The organism is Microbacterium sp. A94 (assembly GCF_051842855.1).
GTDB lineage: Bacteria > Actinomycetota > Actinomycetes > Actinomycetales > Microbacteriaceae > Microbacterium.
The window spans coordinates 234,230-254,292 of record NZ_JBPXMU010000004.1 but is presented as its reverse complement, the minus strand read 5'-3'; the positions used below and the strand labels follow the sequence as shown (position 1 = coordinate 254,292).

20 protein-coding genes are annotated in these 20,063 nt (G+C 64.4%); 10 read left to right on the top strand and 10 right to left on the bottom strand.

From position 1 onward, the window contains the following. Positions 1 to 13: 13 nt before the first annotated feature. From ACSU1L_RS12475 to ACSU1L_RS12440, 8 genes are all read right to left on the bottom strand, one after another. Positions 14 to 1,132, bottom strand: a complete 1,119-nt coding sequence (locus tag ACSU1L_RS12475) for an adenosine deaminase (protein ID WP_439256008.1) — start codon at positions 1,130 to 1,132, stop codon at positions 14 to 16. Positions 1,133 to 1,204: 72 nt separating this feature from the next. Next, positions 1,205 to 2,500, bottom strand: coding sequence for a thymidine phosphorylase (locus ACSU1L_RS12470; RefSeq protein ID WP_439256007.1), 1,296 nt, complete (start codon positions 2,498 to 2,500; stop codon positions 1,205 to 1,207). Continuing rightward, positions 2,497 to 2,895 carry a cytidine deaminase gene (locus ACSU1L_RS12465; protein ID WP_438255100.1) on the bottom strand — a complete coding sequence of 133 codons (399 nt, stop codon included), beginning with the start codon at positions 2,893 to 2,895 and terminating at the stop codon, positions 2,497 to 2,499. The genes ACSU1L_RS12470 and ACSU1L_RS12465 overlap by 4 nt, the downstream gene beginning before the upstream one ends. 7 nt (positions 2,896 to 2,902) lie before the next feature. After that, positions 2,903 to 4,183: an ABC transporter permease gene (locus ACSU1L_RS12460; RefSeq protein WP_439256006.1), complete on the bottom strand. Its 1,281-nt coding sequence runs from the start codon at positions 4,181 to 4,183 to the stop codon at positions 2,903 to 2,905. Continuing rightward, entirely contained in the window at positions 4,180 to 5,460 is a 1,281-nt protein-coding gene (locus ACSU1L_RS12455; RefSeq protein ID WP_439256005.1) for an ABC transporter permease, read from the bottom strand. The genes ACSU1L_RS12460 and ACSU1L_RS12455 overlap by 4 nt, the downstream gene beginning before the upstream one ends. Then, positions 5,457 to 7,001 (bottom strand): ABC transporter ATP-binding protein, encoded by a 1,545-nt coding sequence (locus ACSU1L_RS12450; protein WP_438255096.1) that lies wholly within the window; start codon positions 6,999 to 7,001, stop codon positions 5,457 to 5,459. Before ACSU1L_RS12450 ends, ACSU1L_RS12455 begins: the two co-directional genes overlap by 4 nt. A gap of 110 nt (positions 7,002 to 7,111) precedes the next feature. Beyond that, positions 7,112 to 8,209, bottom strand: a complete 1,098-nt coding sequence (locus ACSU1L_RS12445) for a BMP family lipoprotein (protein ID WP_439256004.1) — start codon at positions 8,207 to 8,209, stop codon at positions 7,112 to 7,114. Positions 8,210 to 8,336: 127 nt separating this feature from the next. Beyond that, a complete protein-coding gene (locus ACSU1L_RS12440) occupies positions 8,337 to 9,452 on the bottom strand; it encodes a mannose-1-phosphate guanylyltransferase (RefSeq protein ID WP_439256003.1) in 1,116 nt (371 codons plus the stop codon). Positions 9,453 to 9,618: 166 nt separating this feature from the next. Here ACSU1L_RS12440 and sdhC point away from each other — a divergent pair, with 166 nt between their 5' ends. Genes sdhC through ACSU1L_RS12400 form a run of 8 tightly spaced genes read left to right on the top strand, consistent with a single transcriptional unit; the run spans position 9,619 to position 16,826 of the window. Beyond that, the gene (sdhC, locus tag ACSU1L_RS12435) at positions 9,619 to 10,053 is read left to right on the top strand and encodes a succinate dehydrogenase, cytochrome b556 subunit (RefSeq protein WP_438255091.1); all 435 of its coding nucleotides are present in this window, start codon (positions 9,619 to 9,621) and stop codon (positions 10,051 to 10,053) included. Continuing rightward, positions 10,053 to 10,508: a succinate dehydrogenase hydrophobic membrane anchor subunit gene (locus tag ACSU1L_RS12430; RefSeq protein ID WP_438255090.1), complete on the top strand. Its 456-nt coding sequence runs from the start codon at positions 10,053 to 10,055 to the stop codon at positions 10,506 to 10,508. The genes sdhC and ACSU1L_RS12430 overlap by 1 nt, the downstream gene beginning before the upstream one ends. Before the next feature lie 22 nt (positions 10,509 to 10,530). Further along, positions 10,531 to 12,336 (top strand): succinate dehydrogenase flavoprotein subunit, encoded by a 1,806-nt coding sequence (gene sdhA, locus ACSU1L_RS12425; RefSeq protein WP_438255089.1) that lies wholly within the window; start codon positions 10,531 to 10,533, stop codon positions 12,334 to 12,336. A 2-nt stretch (positions 12,337 to 12,338) separates the two neighbouring features. Beyond that, positions 12,339 to 13,100 (top strand): succinate dehydrogenase iron-sulfur subunit, encoded by a 762-nt coding sequence (locus ACSU1L_RS12420; protein ID WP_438255088.1) that lies wholly within the window; start codon positions 12,339 to 12,341, stop codon positions 13,098 to 13,100. Positions 13,101 to 13,149: 49 nt separating this feature from the next. Continuing rightward, positions 13,150 to 14,307 (top strand): YihY/virulence factor BrkB family protein, encoded by a 1,158-nt coding sequence (locus tag ACSU1L_RS12415; RefSeq protein ID WP_439256002.1) that lies wholly within the window; start codon positions 13,150 to 13,152, stop codon positions 14,305 to 14,307. Between the two features lie 9 nt (positions 14,308 to 14,316). Continuing rightward, a complete protein-coding gene (locus ACSU1L_RS12410; RefSeq protein WP_438255085.1) occupies positions 14,317 to 15,156 on the top strand; it encodes an exodeoxyribonuclease III in 840 nt (279 codons plus the stop codon). Between the two features lie 31 nt (positions 15,157 to 15,187). After that, positions 15,188 to 16,192 (top strand): tryptophan--tRNA ligase, encoded by a 1,005-nt coding sequence (gene trpS / locus ACSU1L_RS12405; protein WP_439256001.1) that lies wholly within the window; start codon positions 15,188 to 15,190, stop codon positions 16,190 to 16,192. A gap of 34 nt (positions 16,193 to 16,226) precedes the next feature. After that, complete coding sequence (locus ACSU1L_RS12400) at positions 16,227 to 16,826, top strand: hypothetical protein (protein ID WP_438255082.1); 600 nt, start codon at positions 16,227 to 16,229, stop codon at positions 16,824 to 16,826. 8 nt (positions 16,827 to 16,834) lie between these two features. Here the strand turns inward: ACSU1L_RS12400 and pth are convergent, their stop codons facing one another. Further along, on the bottom strand, positions 16,835 to 17,416 hold the full coding sequence (gene pth, locus ACSU1L_RS12395) for an aminoacyl-tRNA hydrolase (protein WP_438255081.1): 582 nt from the start codon (positions 17,414 to 17,416) through the stop codon (positions 16,835 to 16,837). Between the two features lie 84 nt (positions 17,417 to 17,500). Next, positions 17,501 to 18,106, bottom strand: a complete 606-nt coding sequence (locus tag ACSU1L_RS12390) for a 50S ribosomal protein L25/general stress protein Ctc (RefSeq protein ID WP_438255080.1) — start codon at positions 18,104 to 18,106, stop codon at positions 17,501 to 17,503. A gap of 224 nt (positions 18,107 to 18,330) precedes the next feature. Here ACSU1L_RS12390 and ACSU1L_RS12385 point away from each other — a divergent pair, with 224 nt between their 5' ends. Together ACSU1L_RS12385 and gndA are read left to right on the top strand one after the other, a co-directional pair. Continuing rightward, the gene (locus tag ACSU1L_RS12385) at positions 18,331 to 18,456 is read left to right on the top strand and encodes a hypothetical protein (protein WP_438255079.1); all 126 of its coding nucleotides are present in this window, start codon (positions 18,331 to 18,333) and stop codon (positions 18,454 to 18,456) included. 112 nt (positions 18,457 to 18,568) lie between these two features. Beyond that, the gene (gene gndA / locus ACSU1L_RS12380; protein ID WP_439256000.1) at positions 18,569 to 20,020 is read left to right on the top strand and encodes an NADP-dependent phosphogluconate dehydrogenase; all 1,452 of its coding nucleotides are present in this window, start codon (positions 18,569 to 18,571) and stop codon (positions 20,018 to 20,020) included. Positions 20,021 to 20,063 lie beyond the last annotated feature (43 nt).

Here is a 20,063-nt window from a genome sequence, read left to right as displayed (position 1 = left end):
TATGGGCTGAGCGTCATACGCCCCGGAATCCCTCAGCAATCATCTCGACGAGTTCTTCGCGCTCTTCCACCGGCAGGAACGCTGCCGAAGCGGCATTGAACTGAAAAGTCTCGAGGTCGTCGAGATCGTAGCCGAACGCTTCGACGAGAAGAGCCAGCTCACGGGTAAGCGATGTTCCGCTCATCGTGCGGTTGTCGACGTTCACCGTGACGGAGAATCCGAGCTGGTAGAGCAGATCGAAGGGGTGATCGGCAATGTCACTCCCCCACGCTTCGATGGCGCCGGTGTGCACGTTCGACGACGGCGACAACTCGAGCGGGATCTCCCGGTCGCGCACCCAGCGCGCCAGGTCGCCGAACTTCACCTGCACCTCATCACCCTCGCGGGTGATGACATCCAGGTCAGAGACCAGACGCACACCGTGGCCCAGACGCAGCGCGCGTCCATCCAACAGAGCGCTGCGAATGGATGCGAGCCCTGCCGCTTCCCCGGCGTGCACGGTGACCGGCATGAAGTTCTCGGCCAGCAGATCGAAAGCCGCACGGTGATCGGATGCCGGGAAACCATCTTCGGGACCAGCGATATCGAAACCGACCACACCGCTATCGCGGTGCTTGAGGGCTAGCTCGGCAATCTCCAGCGAGCGATCGCCGTGACGCATCGCGCTGAGAATCTGACCGATCCGGATGCTGTGCCCGTCGCGGTCAGCGAGATCCTCGCCCTGTTCGAGCCCCTGCTGCACCGCCTCGACAGCCTCATCGAGCGACAGCCCGCCTGCCAGATGCTGCTCGGGAGCCCAGCGGACTTCGCCGTAGATCACGCCGTCGGCGACCAGGTCCTGGACGAACTCACGCGCGACGCGAGTCAGGGCGGGAGCGGTCTGCATGACGCCGACGGTGTACTCGAACGCCGTGAGGTACGCCTCCAGCGAGTCGGTGTCACTCTGCTTCGCGAACCAGTTGCGGAGTCCTTGTTCGTCACTGGCGGGCAGTTCAAGACCGGCCTCGGCGGCGAGTTCGATGATCGTAGCCGGGCGCACGGCGCCGTCGAGATGATCGTGCAACGAGATCTTCGGCAGGGCGCGCAGCGAGACGCCGTCGATCTTGATGTCACCGTCGGAGGCGATCGCCATGGGTTTTCCTCTCAGAGACCGGCGCCTGATCCCGGATCCTGTCCCAGGTGAACGCGCGGCGGATATTCCAGCCTACGCGGTGATGCGCTCGCGAACGAGCGGTCCGACAGTCGGGGCCGCATCGCCGATCGCCCAGGCACCCTCGAGCGCGTCCAGTGCACGCGGGAAGCGGGACTCATCTTCGGCAGACAGCGTGAACAGCGGCTGCCCAGCAGTGACCCGATCGCCCGGTTTAGCGTGCAGATCGATGCCGGCAGCATGCACGACCTGGTCTTCAGCGCGTGCGCGGCCGGCGCCGAGACGCCATGCCGAGATACCGAATGGCAGCGCATCGAGTTGTGTGACGATGCCATCGGCAGGAGCCGTAACGACATGGGTCTCGCGTGCCACTGGCAGCGCAGCATCCGGGTCACCGTCCTGCGCGCGGATCATCGCCTTCCAGGTGTCCATCGCCCGCCCATCGTCCAACGCCGCTTCGACGTCAGCATCCGGGAGTCCGGCCAGTGCGAGCATCTCGCGGGCCAGGGCGATGGTGAGCTCGCGCACGTCGGCGGGTCCGGCGCCGGCGAGAATCTCAACGGATTCGCGCACCTCATTGGCGTTGCCGATAGCCAAGCCCAGCGGCACGTTCATGTCAGTCAGCAGCGCGGTGGTCGCCACTCCCGAGTCGGTACCGAGCGCGACCATCGTGCGCGCGAGCTCGCGGGCACGGTCGATATCCTGCATGAATGCGCCGGAGCCGAACTTCACGTCCAGCACCAGGGCGTCGGTGCCCTCGGCGATCTTCTTCGACATGATGCTCGAGGCGATCAGCGGGATCGCCTCGACGGTTCCGGTGACATCGCGCAGGGAGTACAACTTCTTGTCGGCCGGGGCCAGGCCCGAGCCGGCAGCGCAGATCACGCTGCCGACGTCGCCCTGCATCTGGGCGAACATCTCCTCATTGCTGAGCGCCGCACGCCAGCCGGGAATCGATTCGAGCTTGTCGAGCGTTCCGCCAGTGTGGCCGAGGCCTCGGCCACTCAGCTGCGGCACGGCGACGCCGAAAGATGCCACCAGCGGAGCCAGCGGCAGGGTGATCTTGTCGCCGACGCCACCTGTGGAGTGCTTGTCGACGGTCTTCTTGCCGAGGCCCTCGAAGTTCATCCGCTCACCGGAAGCGATCATCGCGTCCGTGAGCACGCGGATCTCATCGCGCTGCATGCCGCGCTGGTAGATCGCCATCGCGAATGAGGCCATCTGAGCGTCTGAGACGTATCCGCGGGTATAGGCGTCGATCATCCAGCGCAGCTCGGATTCAGGAACGATGCCGCCGTCACGCTTCGCGCGAATGACGTCAATGGCGTCGTAGGGTTCGGGGGTGCTCATCGGATCGTCTCCAGATCTCGCGGGCCGAATGCATCCGGCAGGACTTCGTCAATGGTGCGGATGCCGGACACTGTCTCCAGCAGCATCTCCGGCATCGCGTGTTCATAGAGCAGCTGACGGCAGCGTCCGCACGGCATGATCGTCTGCCCGTCGCCGTTCACGCAGACGAACGCGACCAGCTGCCCACCGCCGGACATATGCAGGTCACCGACCAGTGCGCATTCCGCGCACAGTCCGACACCGTAGGAGGCGTTCTCGACGTTGCATCCCGAGACGATCCGCCCATCGGCGACGAGGGCGGCCGCCCCCACCTTGTAGCGCGAATATGGCGCGTATGCCCGGTGCATGGCTTCGGTTGCGACGTGACGCAACTCGTCCCAGTCGATGTCAGTCATATTTCCTCTAGCTCTTGATGTACGGTTCGCCGGATGCCGCTGGCGGACGAGAGCGTCCAACCAGACCCGCCACGGCGAAGATCGTCACGACATACGGCAGCATCAGCATGAATTGGCTGGGCACCGGAGACCCGATGACGCTGAGCACACCCTGCAGGTTCGTGGCGAAGCCGAACAGCAACGCTGCCAGGGTCGCTCGGATCGGATCCCACTTACCGAAGATCACCGCGGCCAGCGCGATATACCCCGCGCCCGCGGTCATCTCGCGACCGAACTGCGGGTTCGTGACCAGCGTGTAGAACGCGCCGCCCATACCGGCAATGGCTCCGGCGAGCATCACGTTCCAATACCGGGTCGGAATCACCTTGATACCGACCGTGTCCGCGGCCTGCGGGTGCTCGCCGACCGCACGCAGGCGCAGTCCCCAGCGCGTGCGGTACAGCCCGAACCAGACGAGGAACACCGTGATGTACATCAGGTACACGATGATCGTCTGACGAAACAGCACCGGCCCCAACACCGGGATCTCACTCAGTAGCGGTATCGGAATCACCGGGAACAGCGTGGGCGAGTTCAACGTGGCGTCATTGGGGTTCAGCACCTGGCGGTAGAGGAACGTCGTGAGGCCGGCGACCAGCACGTTGAGCACGACACCCACGATGACCTGGTTGACGTAGTACGTGATCGTGAAGACGGCCAGCACCAGAGCCACCAGTACTCCGGCAAACATCGCAGCGACCAGGCCGGCCCACGGACTTCCCGTTGCGGATCCGACGACCGCGGCCATGAAGGCACCGGCAAGCAGCTGCGCCTCGATGGCGATGTTGACAACGCCGACGCGTTCGCCGATCACACCGCCCAGCGCACCGAAGATCAGCGGCGTCGCCAGCGCGAGCGCTCCGCCCAGCAGACCGATCATCGGCAGCGTTCCACCCGCAGCAGCCCAGGCCAGGAAGCCGATCATCAGGATGATGACGTAGATGACGGTGAGCCACAGCGGCAATTTCCGCTTCGCACGCGTCCAGACCACAGCCAGCACGGTCACGGCGGCAAGCAGCACCACGGCGATCCAGGCGGTGAGGTTCGCCGGCAGGACGATCTCAGGGAGTTGAATGGCCGCTTCGGCTGAGCGGACAAGTCGGAAGGTGCTGGCGCCCTCACGCGGAACGAGCAGCGGCAGCAGCGCGAACAGCACAGTGAACAGTCCGAAGATGATCGGCGTCTTCCATGAGGTGACAGTGACGTGGCGCTGCTCGTCGCTGACGACCGTTTCGACGGTGGCGGTCATGCGGACACCTCCTCGGCGATCTGCGCGGCATTCTTCCGCTTCTTCTTTGGCTTCTTTCTTCGTGCGCCGGGCTGCGGCAGACCGAAGATCGCACGCACCAGCGGCGGGGCTGCGATGAACAGCACGATCAGCGACTGCACCACGAGCACGATCTCAATCGGCACGTTCTCCGACGCCTGCATAGCGAAGCCACCGGCCTTGAACGCGCCGAACAGGATGCCGGCGGCAAGAATACCCAGCGGCGTGGAGCGGCCCAGCAGCGCGACGGTGATTGCGTCAAAGCCGATACCGGCGTCGATGTCGCCGCCGAATCCGCTGGTGACGGTTCCGAGCATCTGGCTGACACCGGCGATGCCGACCAGACCACCGGCGATCATCATCACGAGGAAGTACATCTTTCCGACGCTGATGCCAGCAACACGGGCGGCTGCCGGGTTCTCCCCCACCGCACGGAATCGGAATCCGAGGCTGGAGCGCTCAAGCAGCCACCAGGTGAACGCCACCGCGATCAGCGCCAGGATGAAGCCAGCGTGCAGCTTGTACTGCGGCCCGAGGATGCCGGGAAGGATGGCCGATTCGGCCATCGCCGCGGTCTTCGGGTTCTTGGACCCCGGAGCTTGCAGGATGCCCTGCGTTGCCAGCATCCAGGCGAGCAGATAGACCGCGATGTGGTTGAGCATGATCGTGACGATCACCTCGTGCGCGCCTGTGCGCGCCTTCAGGATGCCGGCGATACCAGCCCACAGCGCACCGGCGACGATGCCGGCGAGGATCGCGACCAGCATGTGCATCGGCCACGGCAGGTTCATGCTTGTGCCCACCCAACCAGCGGCGGCTGCAGCCATCAGCATCTGGCCTTGGCCGCCGATGTTGAACAGGCCGGCGCGGAACGCCAGACCGACACCCAGACCAGCCGCAATCAGTGGAGTCGCGAACTTCAGGGTCTCGGTGAACGGCTTGATGCCCGCCGCGAAGCCGTCGACGCGGAAGTTGTAGATCGCACCTTGAAAGAGCGCCGTGTATGCACCGGAGATGGACGCCCAAACCGCGGCGAGCATGTCCTGCGGGCGAGAGAAGAAGTAGCCGGCTGTCCGCTGCACGTCAGGGTCCGTGAACGCGATCATGATCGCCCCGGCGATCAGGGCCAGGATCACGGAGAGCACCGAGATCATGCCGTTGCCTGTGGTGATCCGGCGGAAAGCACCCTGCCAGCGGGAGGGTTCAGTTCCGAAGTCTCCCGGCGGGGAGACGATCGGCTTCATGTCGGTGCTGCTCATGCGCCAGCCTCCTCGGTCGATTCGCTCACTGAGCCTGTCGAAGTGCTGGCCATACCGGCCATCATCAGACCGATCTTCGCGCGGCTGATGTCGCCGGGGACGATGCCGACGACCTTGCCGCGATACATCACCATGATGCGATCGGCGAGGGCTGCGGCCTCATCGAGTTCGGTAGAGATGACGACCACGGGGATTCCCGAGTCACGCGTTTCGATGATGCGCTTGTGGATGAACTCGATCGAGCCGACGTCCACTCCGCGGGTGGGCTGCGCGGCCACGAACAGAGAAAGTTCTCGGCTCAGCTCACGCGCAAGTACGACCTTTTGCTGGTTGCCGCCCGACAGGTTGCCGGCCTGCTGCCAGGGCCCCTGCGTGCGGATGTCGAACTCTTCGATCTTCTCGTGGGCGAAGGTGTCAAGAGCTTTCAGCTGCAGGGTGCCGGCGGTGACGAAGGGGGCGCCCACTGAGCGGTCCAGCATCAGGTTCTCGGCGATCGAGAACTCCTTCACGAGTCCGTCAACGCTGCGATCCTCCGGAACGAACCCGACCCCGTCATCGAGAATCTGGCGCACCGACTGGCCGAGCATTTCCTTGCCATTGAGCTTGATGCTTCCTTCAACCCGCGGCTGCAATCCGACGATCGCCTCGGTGAGTTCGGTCTGTCCGTTGCCCTGTACACCGGCGATGACGAGCACCTCACCGGCGCGCACCGAGAACGAGACATCATCGACAAGCACGGTGCCGAACGGATCGGTGACGGTCAGCCCCTGCACGACGAGGGATTCCTCCCCCAGCTTCGGAGCTTCCTTGTGCACGGTCAGTTCAACCGCGCGCCCCACCATGAGCGAGGCAAGCTCTTCATTGCTGGCAGTCGGAACAGCTTCGCCGACGACCTTGCCGAGGCGGATCACCGTGATGCGGTCAGCGACCTCGCGCACCTCGCGCAGCTTGTGCGTGATGAAGACGATGGATGTGCCGGATTCCTTGAGCTGGCGCATCGTCGCCATCAGCTCATCGGTTTCCTGCGGTGTCAGCACGGCGGTGGGCTCATCGAACACGAGCACCTTCGCGTCGCGCGACAGCGCCTTGATGATCTCTACCCGTTGCTGCACGCCGACAGGCAACTCCTCGACGATCGCATCCGGGTCGACATGAAACCCAAACCGGTCGGAGATCTCGCGCACCATCGCGCGAGCCGCTGCAAGATCAAGTCGCCCGCCGAAGCGGGTCTTCTCGTGCCCGAGCATGACGTTCTCGGCCACCGTGAATACCGGGATCAGCATGAAGTGCTGGTGCACCATTCCGATGCCGGCTTCCATCGCATCGCCAGGGCCGGCGAAGTGCTGTTCGACGTCGTCGAGCAGGATTTCACCGTCGTCGGCCTGATACAGGCCGTAAAGAACGTTCATCAGCGTTGACTTGCCCGCACCGTTCTCACCGAGGAGACAGTGGATTTCTCCCGGCTCGATCGTGAGATCGATGTGATCGTTGGCAGTCAGCGCGCCGAACCTCTTCGTTATGCCGCGCAGTTCAAGCTTCATGTGTCAGATCCTAACCAGCAAAGGTGCTTCATCCCAGGCGCCTGTAGACACCCGAACATCGGCAAGGGGAGACCGGCTGTTGGCCGGCCTCCCCTTGGTGATCGTCTCGATCAGTCGAGGTACGAGGTGACGGTGACGTCACCGTCGATGATCTGCTGCTGCAGGTCCTGGACAGCGGTCCACAGCGCAGGGTCTACCTTGTCTTCGAAGTTGTGCAGTTCGGCGATGCCGACGCCGTCGTTCTCGAGGGTTCCGATGTAAGCCTCGGAGTCGAACTCGTCGTTCGCGCTGCTCATGGTTGCCTCATACACCGAGAGCTTCATGTCCTTGAGGATGGAGGTCAGGACGAAGTCCTCAGTGCTCGGGTCCGTGACGAACAGGTCAGCGTCAGCGCCGATCAGGGCGATGTCGCGGTTCGACTCCTTGATCGCCTGCAGACCCGACTGGTAGATCGGTCCGCCGACGGGCAGCAGCACATCGACGCCCTGGTCGATGATGTTCTGCGCGACGGTCTTCGCCTCGGGGCCAGCTTCGAAGCCACCGGTGAAGGAACCGGTCGATCCGTCCCAGCCGACGACCTCGACGGCGGTGCCGTTCTGCTCGTTGTAGTAGTTGACGCCCTGGTAGAAGCCGTCCATGAAGATCGTCACGGTCGGGAATTCCATGCCGCCGTAGGTGCCGACCTTGCCGGCCTCCGAGTAACCAGCCGACAGGTAACCGGCGAGGAATGCGGCCTCAGCCGTGTTGTACAGCAGCGGCTTGACGTTGTCGGCATCCTTCTCGCCGTCGAAGTCGTTGTCGGCAGCGTCGTCGACGAGGATGTAATCGATGCCCTCGTTGGCCAGTGCGCTCTCGACGGTGGCTGCCGAGAGGGCGAAGCCGACCGAGATGACCGCGTTGCAGCCCTGGGAGACCAGGCTCTCCAGGTTCGGGGCGAAGTCGGTCTCGCTGTTGGATTCGACGTTCTTGTACTCGACGTCGAGCTCGTCGGCCGCCTGCACCATGCCCTCGTAGGAGAGCTGGTTGAACGACTTGTCATCGAAGCCACCGGCGTCCGAGACGATGCAGGGCAGGAAATCGATGGCCTCGCCGCCGCCGGCGGTCCCGCCGTCGGTCTCTTCCGGAGCTGCTCCACAGCCGGCCAATGCGACGGCCACGCCGGTCGCCACGAGCGCTGCGAGTGCGCGCTTCTTGGTGGTAATAGTCACGTTAGCCTCCACGAGTACTGGCCTGCGCCAATCGCAAGGCCCCACTGTACAAGTTACCCAGTGTTACGCATCCATTGAGAACACTTGCGGTTAATGGTTATAAACCCGAAACAGACCGCGAGCTTCTTTAGAGAACATCTCCACGACCGGTCAGTTTGAGCGACTCGACGACGCCCTTCACCCGCTGAGCGTGCTCGGTCGTGGTGACCAGCAGTGCGTCTGGAGTGTCGACGACCACGATGTCCTTCACCCCGACGAGGCTGATAACGCGTTCGGTCTGGCTGACGAGGATCCCGGTGGCGGCATCCGACAGCACCCGGGCCTTCGGACCCAGGACGGCAAGATCGTTCTTGCGGCCATTGCTGATGAGCTTCGTAAGCGAGGCGAAGTCTCCCACGTCATCCCAGTCGAAGTGCCCCGGGATCACGGCGAGGCGCCCCTTGTCTGCCGCGGGCTCTGCGACCGCATAGTCGATGGCGATCTTCTTGATGTTCGGCCAGATGCGGTCAACGGCGGGCCCGCGCCGCTCGCGGTCGTCCCAGGCCTCGGCGAGCTCGAGCAGGCCGGCGTGCAGTTCCGGTTCGTTCGCTGCGAGCTCATCCAGCAACACGCTCGCCTGGGAGATGAACATGCCCGCGTTCCACAGGAACGAGCGGTCGGCGAAATAGGTCTTGGCCGTCTCCAGGTCGGGCTTCTCCACGAAGCGCACCACCGTCGCGGCCTCCGGCGCACCGTCGACGACGAGCTCGTCACCCTTCTCGATGTAACCGAATCCGACGGAGGGCTCCGAAGGCTGGATGCCGATCGTGCAGATGTAACCGGCGCGTGCGACCGCGACTGCCTGCTGCACGGCGAACTCGAAAGTGCGGGTTCCGCGGATGACGTGGTCTGCCGCGAACGCCCCGATGATCACATCGGGATCGCGGCGGTGCAGGATCGCGGCGGCGAGGCCGATCGCTGCTGCCGAGTCGCGGGGTTCGGACTCCAGGAACACGTTCATGTCGGCGATGCCGGGAAGCTCCGCTTCGACCGCTGCCCGATGCGCGCGTCCGGTGACGACCGCGATGCGGTCGGGTCCGGTCATCGGCTCCAGACGATCCCAGGTGTCGCGCAGCAGCGAATTGCCTGACCCGGTGAGGTCGTGCAGGAATTTTGGCGCATCTGCTCTCGAGAGCGGCCACAGCCTGCTGCCGATGCCACCGGCGGGGATCACTGCATAGAAGTCGTCGAACGCCTCGGTCATGACACCAGCGTATCCCTCCAAAACAATCTTGATATCGAGATACTTAGGTGAGCCTTCCTCGTCCCGACCCAGGAACGGGAATAGGATAGGACTCGATCGGGCACCCCTGCGCTCAGTTCGGACTCAGGATGCGGTGCCGACAACGCATCGACCAGGGAGGACGACCGTGTCCGCAGGCACTCGCTTGACACCGTCGATTTCGGAAACCACGTCCAAAGCCCCACGCGGAACCCTCTATCGAGGACGCGAAGGCATGTGGTCGTGGGTGCTTCATCGCATCACCGGAGTCGCAATCTTCTTCTTCCTGTTAGTGCATGTGCTCGACACGGCGCTGATCCGGGTCTCCCCTGAGGCGTACAACGCCGTGATCGGCACCTACAAGAACGAGATCATGGCACTGGGTGAAGTCGTCCTGGTCGCTGCGATCATCTTCCACGCGATGAATGGCCTGCGCATCATCCTGATCGACTTCTGGTCGCAGGGCGCACGTTTCCAGCGGCAGATGTTCTGGGGCGTCATCGCCGTCTGGCTGATCCTCCTCGGTGGGTTCGCCGGCCGTCACCTCGCGCTCGCATTCGCCGGATTCGGAGGAGGCCACTGATGTCTGCACAGACCACTGTCGCACCGGCGCGCCGCAGCCGCGGAATCAACCTCGAGAAGTGGGGCTGGGTGTTCATGCGAGCATCCGGTGTCGTACTGATCGTGCTGATCTTCGGCCACCTGTTCGTCAACCTGATGACCGGTGACGGCATCCACGCCCTGGACTTCGCGTTCATCGCCGGCAAGTTCGCCACGCCGTTCTGGCAGTGGTGGGATGTGCTGATGCTGTGGCTGGCTCTCATCCACGGTGGCAACGGCATGCGCACCATCGTCAATGACTATGTGATCAACCCGAAGATCCGTAAAGCCCTGGTCTGGGCGATCGGCCTCGCGGCTGCACTGCTGATCGTGCTGGGCACCCTGGTCGTCTTCACCTTCGACCCCTGCCTCGGCCTCACCGAGGGCAGCGCACTCGTGGCCGAATGCGCCGCTATGGGCGTATTCCCCGCCAACTGAGCTGAGAAGAGAGCAACGAGAAGTGACTACTGAGACTCAGGATTCCGTCATCCGCGACGGCATTCACTACCACCAGTTCGACGTCGTCATCGTCGGTGCCGGTGGAGCCGGAATGCGGGCGGCCATCGAAGCTGGCCCCGGCGCGAACACCGCGGTGATCTCCAAGCTGTACCCGACCCGCTCGCACACCGGTGCGGCGCAGGGCGGCATGGCTGCCGCCCTCGCGAACGTCGAGGAAGACAGCTGGGAGTGGCACACTTTCGACACCGTCAAGGGCGGCGACTACCTCGTCGATCAGGATGCTGCCGAGATCCTGGCCAAGGAAGCCATCGACGCGGTCATCGACCTCGAGAACATGGGCCTGCCCTTCAACCGCACCCCCGAAGGCAAGATCGACCAGCGCCGCTTCGGTGGTCACACCGCTGAGCATGGCAAGACCCCCGTGCGCCGCGCCTGCTACGCCGCTGACCGTACCGGTCACATGATTCTGCAGACGCTGTTCCAGAACTGTGTCCGCCTCGGCATCAACTTCTTCAACGAGTTCTACGTGCTCGATCTGGTCACGGTCCAGGATGCCGACGGCAACACGCAGGTCGCGGGCGTCGTCGCGTACGACCTGGCCACGGGCGAGTTGCACGTGTTCCAGGCCAAGGCCGTGATCTTCGCCACCGGCGGCTTCGGCAAGATCTACAAGACGACCTCCAACGCGCACACCCTCACCGGTGACGGCGTCGGAATCATCTGGCGCAAGAACCTGCCACTGGAGGACATGGAATTCTTCCAGTTCCATCCCACCGGCCTCGCCGGTCTCGGCATCCTTCTCACCGAGGGCGCACGAGGCGAAGGTGCCATTCTGCGCAACGCATCAGGTGAACGATTCATGGAGCGCTACGCCCCCACCATCAAGGACCTCGCACCCCGCGACATCGTTGCGCGCTCCATGGTGCAGGAAGTCCTCGACGGTCGTGGTGCCGGCCCCAACAAGGACTACGTCTACCTCGACTGCACGCACTTGGGTGCCGAGGTTCTCGAGACCAAGCTCCCCGACATCACCGAGTTCGCCCGCACGTACCTGGGCGTGGACCCGGTCACCGATCCCGTGCCCGTGATGCCGACGGCTCACTACGCCATGGGTGGCATCCCGACGAACAACGACGCCGAGGTACTCTCCGACAACAACACCGTCGTGCCGGGGCTGTACGCCGCCGGTGAGTGCGCGTGCGTGTCGGTGCACGGCTCGAACCGTCTGGGCACGAACTCGCTGCTCGACATCAACGTTTTCGGAAAGCGCGCCGGCCGCAACGCCGTCGCGTACTCGAAGACGGCGGAGTTCGTCCCGCTGCCGGAAAACCCGGCCGCCTTCGTGTCCGGCATGATCGAACACCTCCGAAACAGCAACGGCACCGAGCGTGTCGCCGTACTGCGTAAGAAGCTGCAGGACGAGATGGACCGCGGCGCCCAGGTGTTCCGCACCCACGAGTCGCTTGAGCACGTGCTCGGCGTCATCGCGGAACTGCGCGAACGATACAAGAACGTCTACGTCGATGACAAGGGCCACAGGTTCAACACCGACCTGCTCGAGGCCGTCGAGCTGGGCTTCCTGCTCGACATCGCCGAGGTCGTCGTCTACGCCGCTCAGAACCGCGAGGAGAGCCGTGGCGGTCACATGCGCGACGACTTCCCCAAGCGTGACGACGAGAACTACATGAAGCACACCATGGCCTATCTGACGGGTGACCCGCACTCCTCGACGCCGGCCGATCACATCAAACTCGACTGGAAGCCGGTTGTCATCACCAACTACCAGCCGATGGAGAGGAAGTACTGACCATGTCGAACGCCGTCGCAGAATCTCCTGCCGCCGCAGAGCCGGCAATTCAGTCGTTCCTGGTCACGTTCATCGTGCGCCGCTTCGATCCTGAAAAGGACGCGGAGCCGCGCTGGGTCGATTATGACGTCGAGCTCTACGCGACCGACCGTGTGCTGGATGCCCTGCACAAGATCAAGTGGGAGGTCGATGGTTCGCTGTCATTCCGCCGCTCGTGCGCACACGGAATCTGCGGTTCGGATGCTATGCGCATCAACGGTCGCAACCGTCTCGCTTGCAAGACGCTGATCAAGGACCTCGACATCTCGAAGCCGATCTACGTCGAGGCCATCAAGGGCCTGCCCCTGGAGAAGGACCTCATCGTCGACATGGAGCCGTTCTTCGCCTCCTACCGCGAGGTTCAGCCGTTCCTGGTAGCAAGCTCGACGCCGGAGAAGGGCAAGGAGCGCGTGCAGTCGATCGCCGACCGCGCGATCTTCGACGACACCACCAAGTGCATCCTGTGCGCTGCGTGCACCTCGTCCTGCCCCGTGTTCTGGACCGACGGGCAGTACTTCGGCCCCGCCGCCATCGTGAACGCACACCGCTTCATCTTCGACTCGCGTGACGACAATGCCGAGGTCCGCCTGGACATCCTCAACGACAAGGAGGGCGTCTGGCGTTGCCGCACGACCTTCAACTGCTCCGAGGCGTGCCCACGTGGCATCGAGGTCACCAAGGCCATCGCCGAGGTCAAGCAGGCCGTGCTCCGCGGTCGCCGCTGACCGCTGGTCGCAGACATCGACACGCCCCCGCCCTGGATAGGGTGGGGGCGTGTCTGATTCCCCCGCCGGTGCATCCGGAACCGATACCTCCGAGGCCCGGCGCCTCGATGCCGCCGTGGAACGTGCAACGGCACTGACCAAACGCACCCTGGAGCTCTTCCCGGTACGCGTGTGGCGGCACTTCCTGCAGAACAACGGTTTTCTCCTGGCCGCTGGAGTGAGCTATCAGGCGCTGTTCGCGATCTTCGCGGCCATCTATGTGACATTCGCCACCGCCGGGCTGTGGCTGGGCGGGAGCAAAGAGGCCGTCGACGCTCTGATCCGTGTCATCAACAGCTACATCCCCAGTCTCATCAGCAAAGATCACGGGCTGATCACCCCGGAGCAGGCGCACCACATCGCGCAGACCACGACCGGGGTGCTCACCATCACCGGTCTCATCGCCCTGATAGCGCTGATCTGGACCGCGATCGGATGGGTGACATTCTCGCGACGGGCTGTCCGCGACATTTTCGGCCTGCGTCCGGATCGCCGTAACTACCTGCTGCTGAAAGCGCGCGACCTGTTAGCCGCGGTCATCCTCGGCGTCGCGCTGATTCTGGGCTCGGCCCTGGCGTACGCGAGCGCGGCGGTGTTGAGCTGGGCGTTGCAGTTGCTCGGCTGGGATGCCGGATCGACCACGGTGAACGTGCTGATCCGGATCGGCACGATCGTCGTCTCGTTCGCGCTGATGTCATCGGCGCTGGCAGCGATGGTGCGGTTCCTGACTGGCACTTCCCTCCGCTGGCGCACGATCTGGCCCGGTGCCGTCCTCGGCGGCGGCGCCATGACAGTGCTGCAGTTCGGCGCGGGGTTCCTGCTGAGCTACACCCCGACCAACCCGCTGCTGGCCACGTTCGCGATCTTCATCGGACTGCTGCTGTGGTTCCGGATCAACGGCGTGGTCATGCTCGTCGCCTCGGCGTGGATCGCGGTGACCGCGACCGACCGCGATGTGCCGTTCTTGGCGCAGACCGAACAGGAGCGGCGTCATGCGGCGCACGAGATGCTGCTGGAGGCAGCACGCATGCGTCTGCGCGATGCCGTCCGCGACCGTGAACAGGCGCCCTGGTATCAACGCTGGCTCAAGAATCGCGCGGTCAGAGCAGCCGCGACCGAACTCGCCAGCGTCAAGGCCGCGGCGCCGGACGTCGGAGGCTCTGGTTAGGCTTGAGATATGCCTCATCTGCGTATCGCATCGGTCAATGTCAACGGGATTCGGGCCGCCGCTCGCAACGGAATGAGCACCTGGCTCGACAGCGCAGAAGTTGACATTCTGACGCTGCAAGAGGTGCGCGGTCAGGACGAACACATCGAGTCGGCTCTGCCCGGCTGGCACTTCGTTCACGATGCCGCCACGGCCAAGGGCCGCGCGGGGGTCGCGATCGCCAGCCGCACGCCGGTGATCGCCAGCCGCACTGAATTCGGTCCGGACGAGTTCGATTCGAAGGGGCGCTGGATCGAAGGCGATTTCCTCCTCGGCGACCGCCCGCTGACCGTTGTGAGCGCCTATGTGCACTCCGGCGAGGCGGACTCCCCCAAGCAGGATGAGAAGTGGAAGTTTCTCGACGCCTTCGGCCCGCGTCTGCAGCAGCTTGGTGACAATGATGCCCTCGCCGTCGTCACCGGTGACCTCAACGTCGGTCACCGCGAGTTCGACATCAAGAACTGGCGCGGCAACCGCAAGAAATCCGGCTTCCTGCCCCGCGAGCGCGCCTACTTCGACCGTTTTCTCGGCGCAGCGGGCATCGACGTGACCGGCGTCGACGGCACCGTCGGCCCGGGCCTGGGCTGGATCGATGTCGGCCGGCGTTTCCATGGCGAGATCGATGGTCCCTACACCTGGTGGTCTGCGCGCGGTCAGGCTTTCGACAACGACACCGGGTGGCGCATCGACTATCACCTCACAACACCCGGGCTCGCGGAGCGGGTGCAGGCGTACAGCGTTGCGCGCGCGGCATCCTATGCCGAACGCTGGAGCGACCACGCCCCGGTCATCGTCGATTACTCGTACTGATCCCCACGCCCACTCCCCGTAGGATTGATACGTGACCAAACCTCGCCTTTACTCCGGAATGCAGCCATCAGCCGACTCTCTTCAGATCGGTAACTACATCGGCGCGCTCCTGCAGTGGCGGGATCTGCAGAACTCCTATGACGCGTATTTCTCCGTCGTCGACCTGCATGCCCTGACCGTCGCACAGAACCCGGCCGAGCTGCGTGAGAAGACCCGTCGCACGGCCGCGCAGTACATCGCCGCGGGCATCGAGCCGTCGCAGTCGACGCTGTACGTGCAGTCGCACGTGCGCGCTCACGCTGAGCTCGCGTGGATCCTGTCGACCTTCACCGGTTTCGGTGAGGCCGGGCGCATGACGCAGTTCAAGGACAAGTCCAGCCGCTACGGTGCTGACGCCACCAGCGTCGGCCTGTTCACCTACCCCGTGCTCATGGCCGCCGACATCCTGCTGTATCAGAGCGATGTCGTACCGGTCGGCGACGACCAGAAGCAGCATGTCGAACTCACGCGCGACCTCGCCGAGCGCTTCAACTCGCGTTTCGGTGAGACGTTCGTCGTTCCCCTGCCGGTGATTCAGAAGGACACCGCGCGCATCTACGACCTGCAGAACCCGACATCGAAGATGTCGAAATCTGCCGAGAGCGATGCCGGCGTGCTGTGGATGCTGGACGACCCGGCCAAATCGGCGAAGAAGATCATGCGCGCCGTCACCGACAACGAGGGCAGCGTGCGCTTCGATCGGGAGAACAAGCCGGGTGTCTCGAACCTGCTCACCATCTACGCAGCCCTCTCCGGGCGACAGGTCCCGGCAATCGAGGATGAGTATGCTGGCCGCGGCTACGGCGATTTCAAGAAGGGCCTGGCCGAGGTCGTCGTCGCAGAGTTCGAGCCGGTACGCGCTCGCGCTCTCGAGCTGCTCGATGACCCCGCCGAGCTCGACCGCATCCTCGCGGCGAACGCCGCCCGCGCCGACGAGGTCGCGGACGCGACCCTGACTGACGTCTACGACAAGGTCGGGCTGCTGCGTCGAGTCTGACGATCGGGTCGGTCACGCCCAATAGGATGGGGGCGTGACCGATCCGCAGTTTCCGCCGCCCGTCCCCCACGGCTCTGTGCCGCCGGTGCCGCCCGCACCGGGCTACCCGGCAGCGCCAGCGCCCGGATACGCGGCACCTGCGTACCAGCAGCCGTACGCCACACCTCCTGGCGCCTTTGCTGCTCCTGTCGGCGGCTACAGCGCACCTTCCAGTGGTTATCAGGCACCGCAGCCCACGCCACCGCAGTCCCCTCTCCTCGGCGTGATCGCTGTCGTGCTCTCATCCATCGCCGCGGTGGTCGCGCCGATCCTGGCCGGCACCGCCGGGTACCAGATCGGGGCCGGCCTACCTTCGATCATGATCGATATCGACAGCGCCGATGAGGATCTCTCCTTCCTGTCCCCCGTGCGCGATCAGGTGCTGTGGGGCGAGATCGGATTCTGGATCGGCACGCTTGCCGGCATCGCGGCGATCGTGCTCGGCATCATCGCGATCATCCAGCAGAAGGGACGAGGTTGGGGCATCGCAGCCGTAATCGTGAGCGTCATCGCTCCCGTGATCTTCTTCATCGTGCTCTTCATCGCACTCAGCGCCGGGGCTGCTGCCGGAGCAGTCTCGCTCTACGGCACCTAGGGACGCACCTAGCGCGGAGCGTGATGCTTCTGCTGCGCGGCAAGCAATCCCTCGGCGACGAGCAGCTCAACAGCATCCGCCGCATCCGAGACGAGAATGCCGAGCGTCTCGCGCTCCACCTTCCCGAAGGGTGAAAGCACCCAGTCAGCCGCGTCTTGGCGTCCGGGAGGACGCCCTATTCCGACGCGCACACGCGGGAAGTCTGCCGTGCTGATCGCCCGAGCGACATCGCGCACCCCGTTGTGGCCGCCGTGGCCGCCACCGACTTTGAGCTTGACTGTATCGAAGGGAATGTCGAGCTCGTCGTGCACGACGACCGTGCGCTCCGGCGGAACGGAGTAGAAGCGCGCCAGAGCCGCCACCGGAGTTCCGGAAACGTTCATGAACGAATTGGGCTTGGCCAGTACCAGTTTGTCGGCACCGGGACGCAGCCACGTCTCCACGACTCGTGCTCCGGCTTTGTGCTCACGGAAGCTCTCGTTGCGTCGCCCCGCCAACTCATCCGTGACGAGCTGGCCGATGTTGTGCCGCGTGGTCTCATAGCGGGGTCCGGGGTTACCGAGACCCACGATCAGCCAGGTATCAGCCATTTCCCTCTCGTTCCTCAACGGGCGTCAGCATACGACAGAGGGGACGCGATGTGCTCGCGTCCCCTCTGTGCACAGCGCTGGTGATTACTCGGCAGCAGGCGCTTCGGCGGGAGCTGCTGCCGCAGCTTCCTCGTCCTCAGCGGAAACTTCAGCAGCCGGGACCGAGACGGCGAGCAGCAGCAGCTCGGGCTCGTCAATCAGAGTCGCTCCCTTGGGCAGCACGACGTCGCCGGCCGTGATGTGAGCGCCCTCTTCGAGACCCTCAACCGAGACCTCGAGGCTCTGCGGAATGTGGGTGGCCTCGACCTCGAGCTTGATCGTGTTGAGCTCAACGGTCACGATCGTGCCCGAGAAGGACTCGCCGACGGTGTGCACCGGAACCTCAACCTGAACCTTCTCGCCCTTCTTCACGACGAGGAGGTCAATGTGCTCGATGATCTGGCGCACCGGGTCACGCTGCACGTCCTTGACCAGCGTGAGCTGGCCCGTGCCGTCGATGTCGAGATCGAGCAACGCGTTCGCGCGGCGGATGATGAGCGAGACCTGGTGGCCGGGCAGTGCCACGTGCACCGGCTCGGTGCCGTGACCGTAGATGACGGCGGGGATCTTGCCGGCAGCGCGCAGACGACGGGCGAAGCCCTTGCCGAACTGCTCGCGAACCTCTGCGTGGACCTTGGTGTCCTGAGACATGAATTCTCCTTCGGGGCACGCGACGAATTGCTCGTCGCGTGGTGGTCTAATGGTCAGATTCTCGGACGTCGACACACGAAAAAGCCGCGGAGCTCGATTCGCCGCGTCGATAACGGATGCGACGCACGCGAAGCATCCCTCGCCGAGGAACTCCTTTATCGTACCGGATGACCGGGTAGGCTGAAAGCCAGGCCCTCTTCCCCTCGCAGAATTTGGAGTCCGGCATGCTTGACGCCGCTTTTATCTCACACGCCATCTTCTGGCTCATCGGCGCGATGACGCTCGGCGCAACCGTTCTCACCATCGGGGCGCTGTTCGCGATGGGCCGTACCGGCTACCGCAAGGACTGACTGCTCGTAACCGGTAATGCGGGCCGGAGCTGCCCACACGCGGGACTAACCTGGAAGCGACCCGCACGCTTCTTTCACCTGCCGCGGGCTCTCCCTCACGGAAGGTGCATCAATGTCCTCTGCCGCTACGGCAAACATCGGAGTCGTCGGACTCGCAGTCATGGGTTCGAATCTCGCCCGCAACCTCGCCAGCCGCGAGGGCAACAGCGTGGCGATCTTCAACCGCAGCTACGAGAAGACACAGACCGTCCTGGATGAACACCCGGAGGCCGGTTTCGTTCCGGCATCCACCTATCAGGAATTCGCCGACTCCCTGCAGAAGCCGCGCACAGCGATCATCATGGTCAAAGCCGGCGGTCCGACCGATGCGGTCATCAACTCGCTTGTTGAGGTGTTCGAGCCCGGCGACATCATCGTCGATGGCGGCAATGCTTACTTCCCCGACACGATCCGCCGGGAGAAAGCGGTCCGTGAAACGGGTATCAACTTCGTCGGCGCCGGGATCTCCGGCGGCGAAGAGGGTGCGCTCCTCGGCCCGAGCATCATGCCCGGTGGCTCGGACGAGTCCTGGGTCACGCTCGGCCCGATCCTGCGCTCGATCGCCGCGGTAGCCGAGGGCGAGCCGTGCGTCACGCACGTCGGCCACGACGGCGCCGGGCACTTCGTGAAGATGGTGCACAACGGCATCGAGTACGCCGATATGCAGCTGATCGCCGAGGCCTACGACCTCATCCGCCGCGGCACCGGCAAGACGCCCGCTGAGATCGCCGAGATCTTCGCGGAGTGGAACACGGGCGAGCTCGAGTCGTACCTGATCGAAATCACCGCCGAGGTACTGCGCCAGGTGGATGCTGAAACCGGCAAGCCGCTGGTGGATGTCATCCTCGACCAGGCCGGAGCCAAGGGCACCGGCGCATGGACGGTGCAGACCGCGCTCGCGCTGGGCGTTCCAGTCTCCGGTATCGCCGAGGCCACCTTCGCCCGCTCGCTCTCCTCTCACCCCGAGCAGCGCGCGGCCGCTGCGAACCTGCCCGGCCCGGAGACAGAGTTCGCGGTCACCGACCACGATGCGTTCATTGAAGACGTGCGTCTGGCCCTGTACGCATCGAAGATCGTCGCCTACTCGCAGGGGTTCGACGAGATCCGCGCCGGCGCCGAAGAGTACAACTGGAACATCGACCTCGGTGCGATCTCGAAGATCTGGCGCGGCGGCTGCATCATCCGCGCCCAGTTCCTCAACCGCATCGCCGACGCTTACGACGCAGCACCGGAGCTTCCCGCTCTGCTGACCGCGCCGTACTTCGCTGAGGCGCTCGGACGCGGCCAGGCCGCATGGCGCCGTGTCGTCATCGCCGCAGCACAGGCTGGGATCCCCGCTCCCGCGTTCTCGTCGTCGCTGTCGTACTACGACGGCATCCGGGCCGATCGCCTGCCCGCAGCCCTCGTGCAGGGTCAGCGCGACTTCTTCGGTGCGCACACTTACAAGCGCATCGACAAGGACGGCACCTTCCACACGCAGTGGTCGGGCGACCGCACCGAGATCGAAGCGGTCGACACGCACTGATCTGAACGACGAAGTCCCGGCCCCTGCGGCCGGGACTTCGTCG

What these genes read in the sequence shown, in the direction of transcription:
- ACSU1L_RS12475 (WP_439256008.1), bottom strand. Translation starts at nt 1,132, where the DNA reads ATGGCGATCGCCTCCGACGGTGACATCAAGATCGACGGCGTCTCGCTG.
- ACSU1L_RS12455 (WP_439256005.1), bottom strand. Translation starts at nt 5,460, where the DNA reads ATGAGCAGCACCGACATGAAGCCGATCGTCTCCCCGCCGGGAGACTTC.
- ACSU1L_RS12450 (WP_438255096.1), bottom strand. Translation starts at nt 7,001, where the DNA reads ATGAAGCTTGAACTGCGCGGCATAACGAAGAGGTTCGGCGCGCTGACT.
- ACSU1L_RS12385 (WP_438255079.1), top strand. Translation starts at nt 18,331, where the DNA reads ATGCTTGACGCCGCTTTTATCTCACACGCCATCTTCTGGCTCATCGGC.
- ACSU1L_RS12430 (WP_438255090.1), top strand. Translation starts at nt 10,053, where the DNA reads ATGTCTGCACAGACCACTGTCGCACCGGCGCGCCGCAGCCGCGGAATC.
- ACSU1L_RS12460 (WP_439256006.1), bottom strand. Translation starts at nt 4,183, where the DNA reads ATGACCGCCACCGTCGAAACGGTCGTCAGCGACGAGCAGCGCCACGTC.
- ACSU1L_RS12410 (WP_438255085.1), top strand. Translation starts at nt 14,317, where the DNA reads ATGCCTCATCTGCGTATCGCATCGGTCAATGTCAACGGGATTCGGGCC.
- ACSU1L_RS12390 (WP_438255080.1), bottom strand. Translation starts at nt 18,106, where the DNA reads ATGTCTCAGGACACCAAGGTCCACGCAGAGGTTCGCGAGCAGTTCGGC.
- ACSU1L_RS12470 (WP_439256007.1), bottom strand. Translation starts at nt 2,500, where the DNA reads ATGAGCACCCCCGAACCCTACGACGCCATTGACGTCATTCGCGCGAAG.
- ACSU1L_RS12420 (WP_438255088.1), top strand. Translation starts at nt 12,339, where the DNA reads ATGTCGAACGCCGTCGCAGAATCTCCTGCCGCCGCAGAGCCGGCAATT.
- ACSU1L_RS12440 (WP_439256003.1), bottom strand. Translation starts at nt 9,452, where the DNA reads ATGACCGAGGCGTTCGACGACTTCTATGCAGTGATCCCCGCCGGTGGC.
- ACSU1L_RS12465 (WP_438255100.1), bottom strand. Translation starts at nt 2,895, where the DNA reads ATGACTGACATCGACTGGGACGAGTTGCGTCACGTCGCAACCGAAGCC.
- pth (WP_438255081.1), bottom strand. Translation starts at nt 17,416, where the DNA reads ATGGCTGATACCTGGCTGATCGTGGGTCTCGGTAACCCCGGACCCCGC.
- gndA (WP_439256000.1), top strand. Translation starts at nt 18,569, where the DNA reads ATGTCCTCTGCCGCTACGGCAAACATCGGAGTCGTCGGACTCGCAGTC.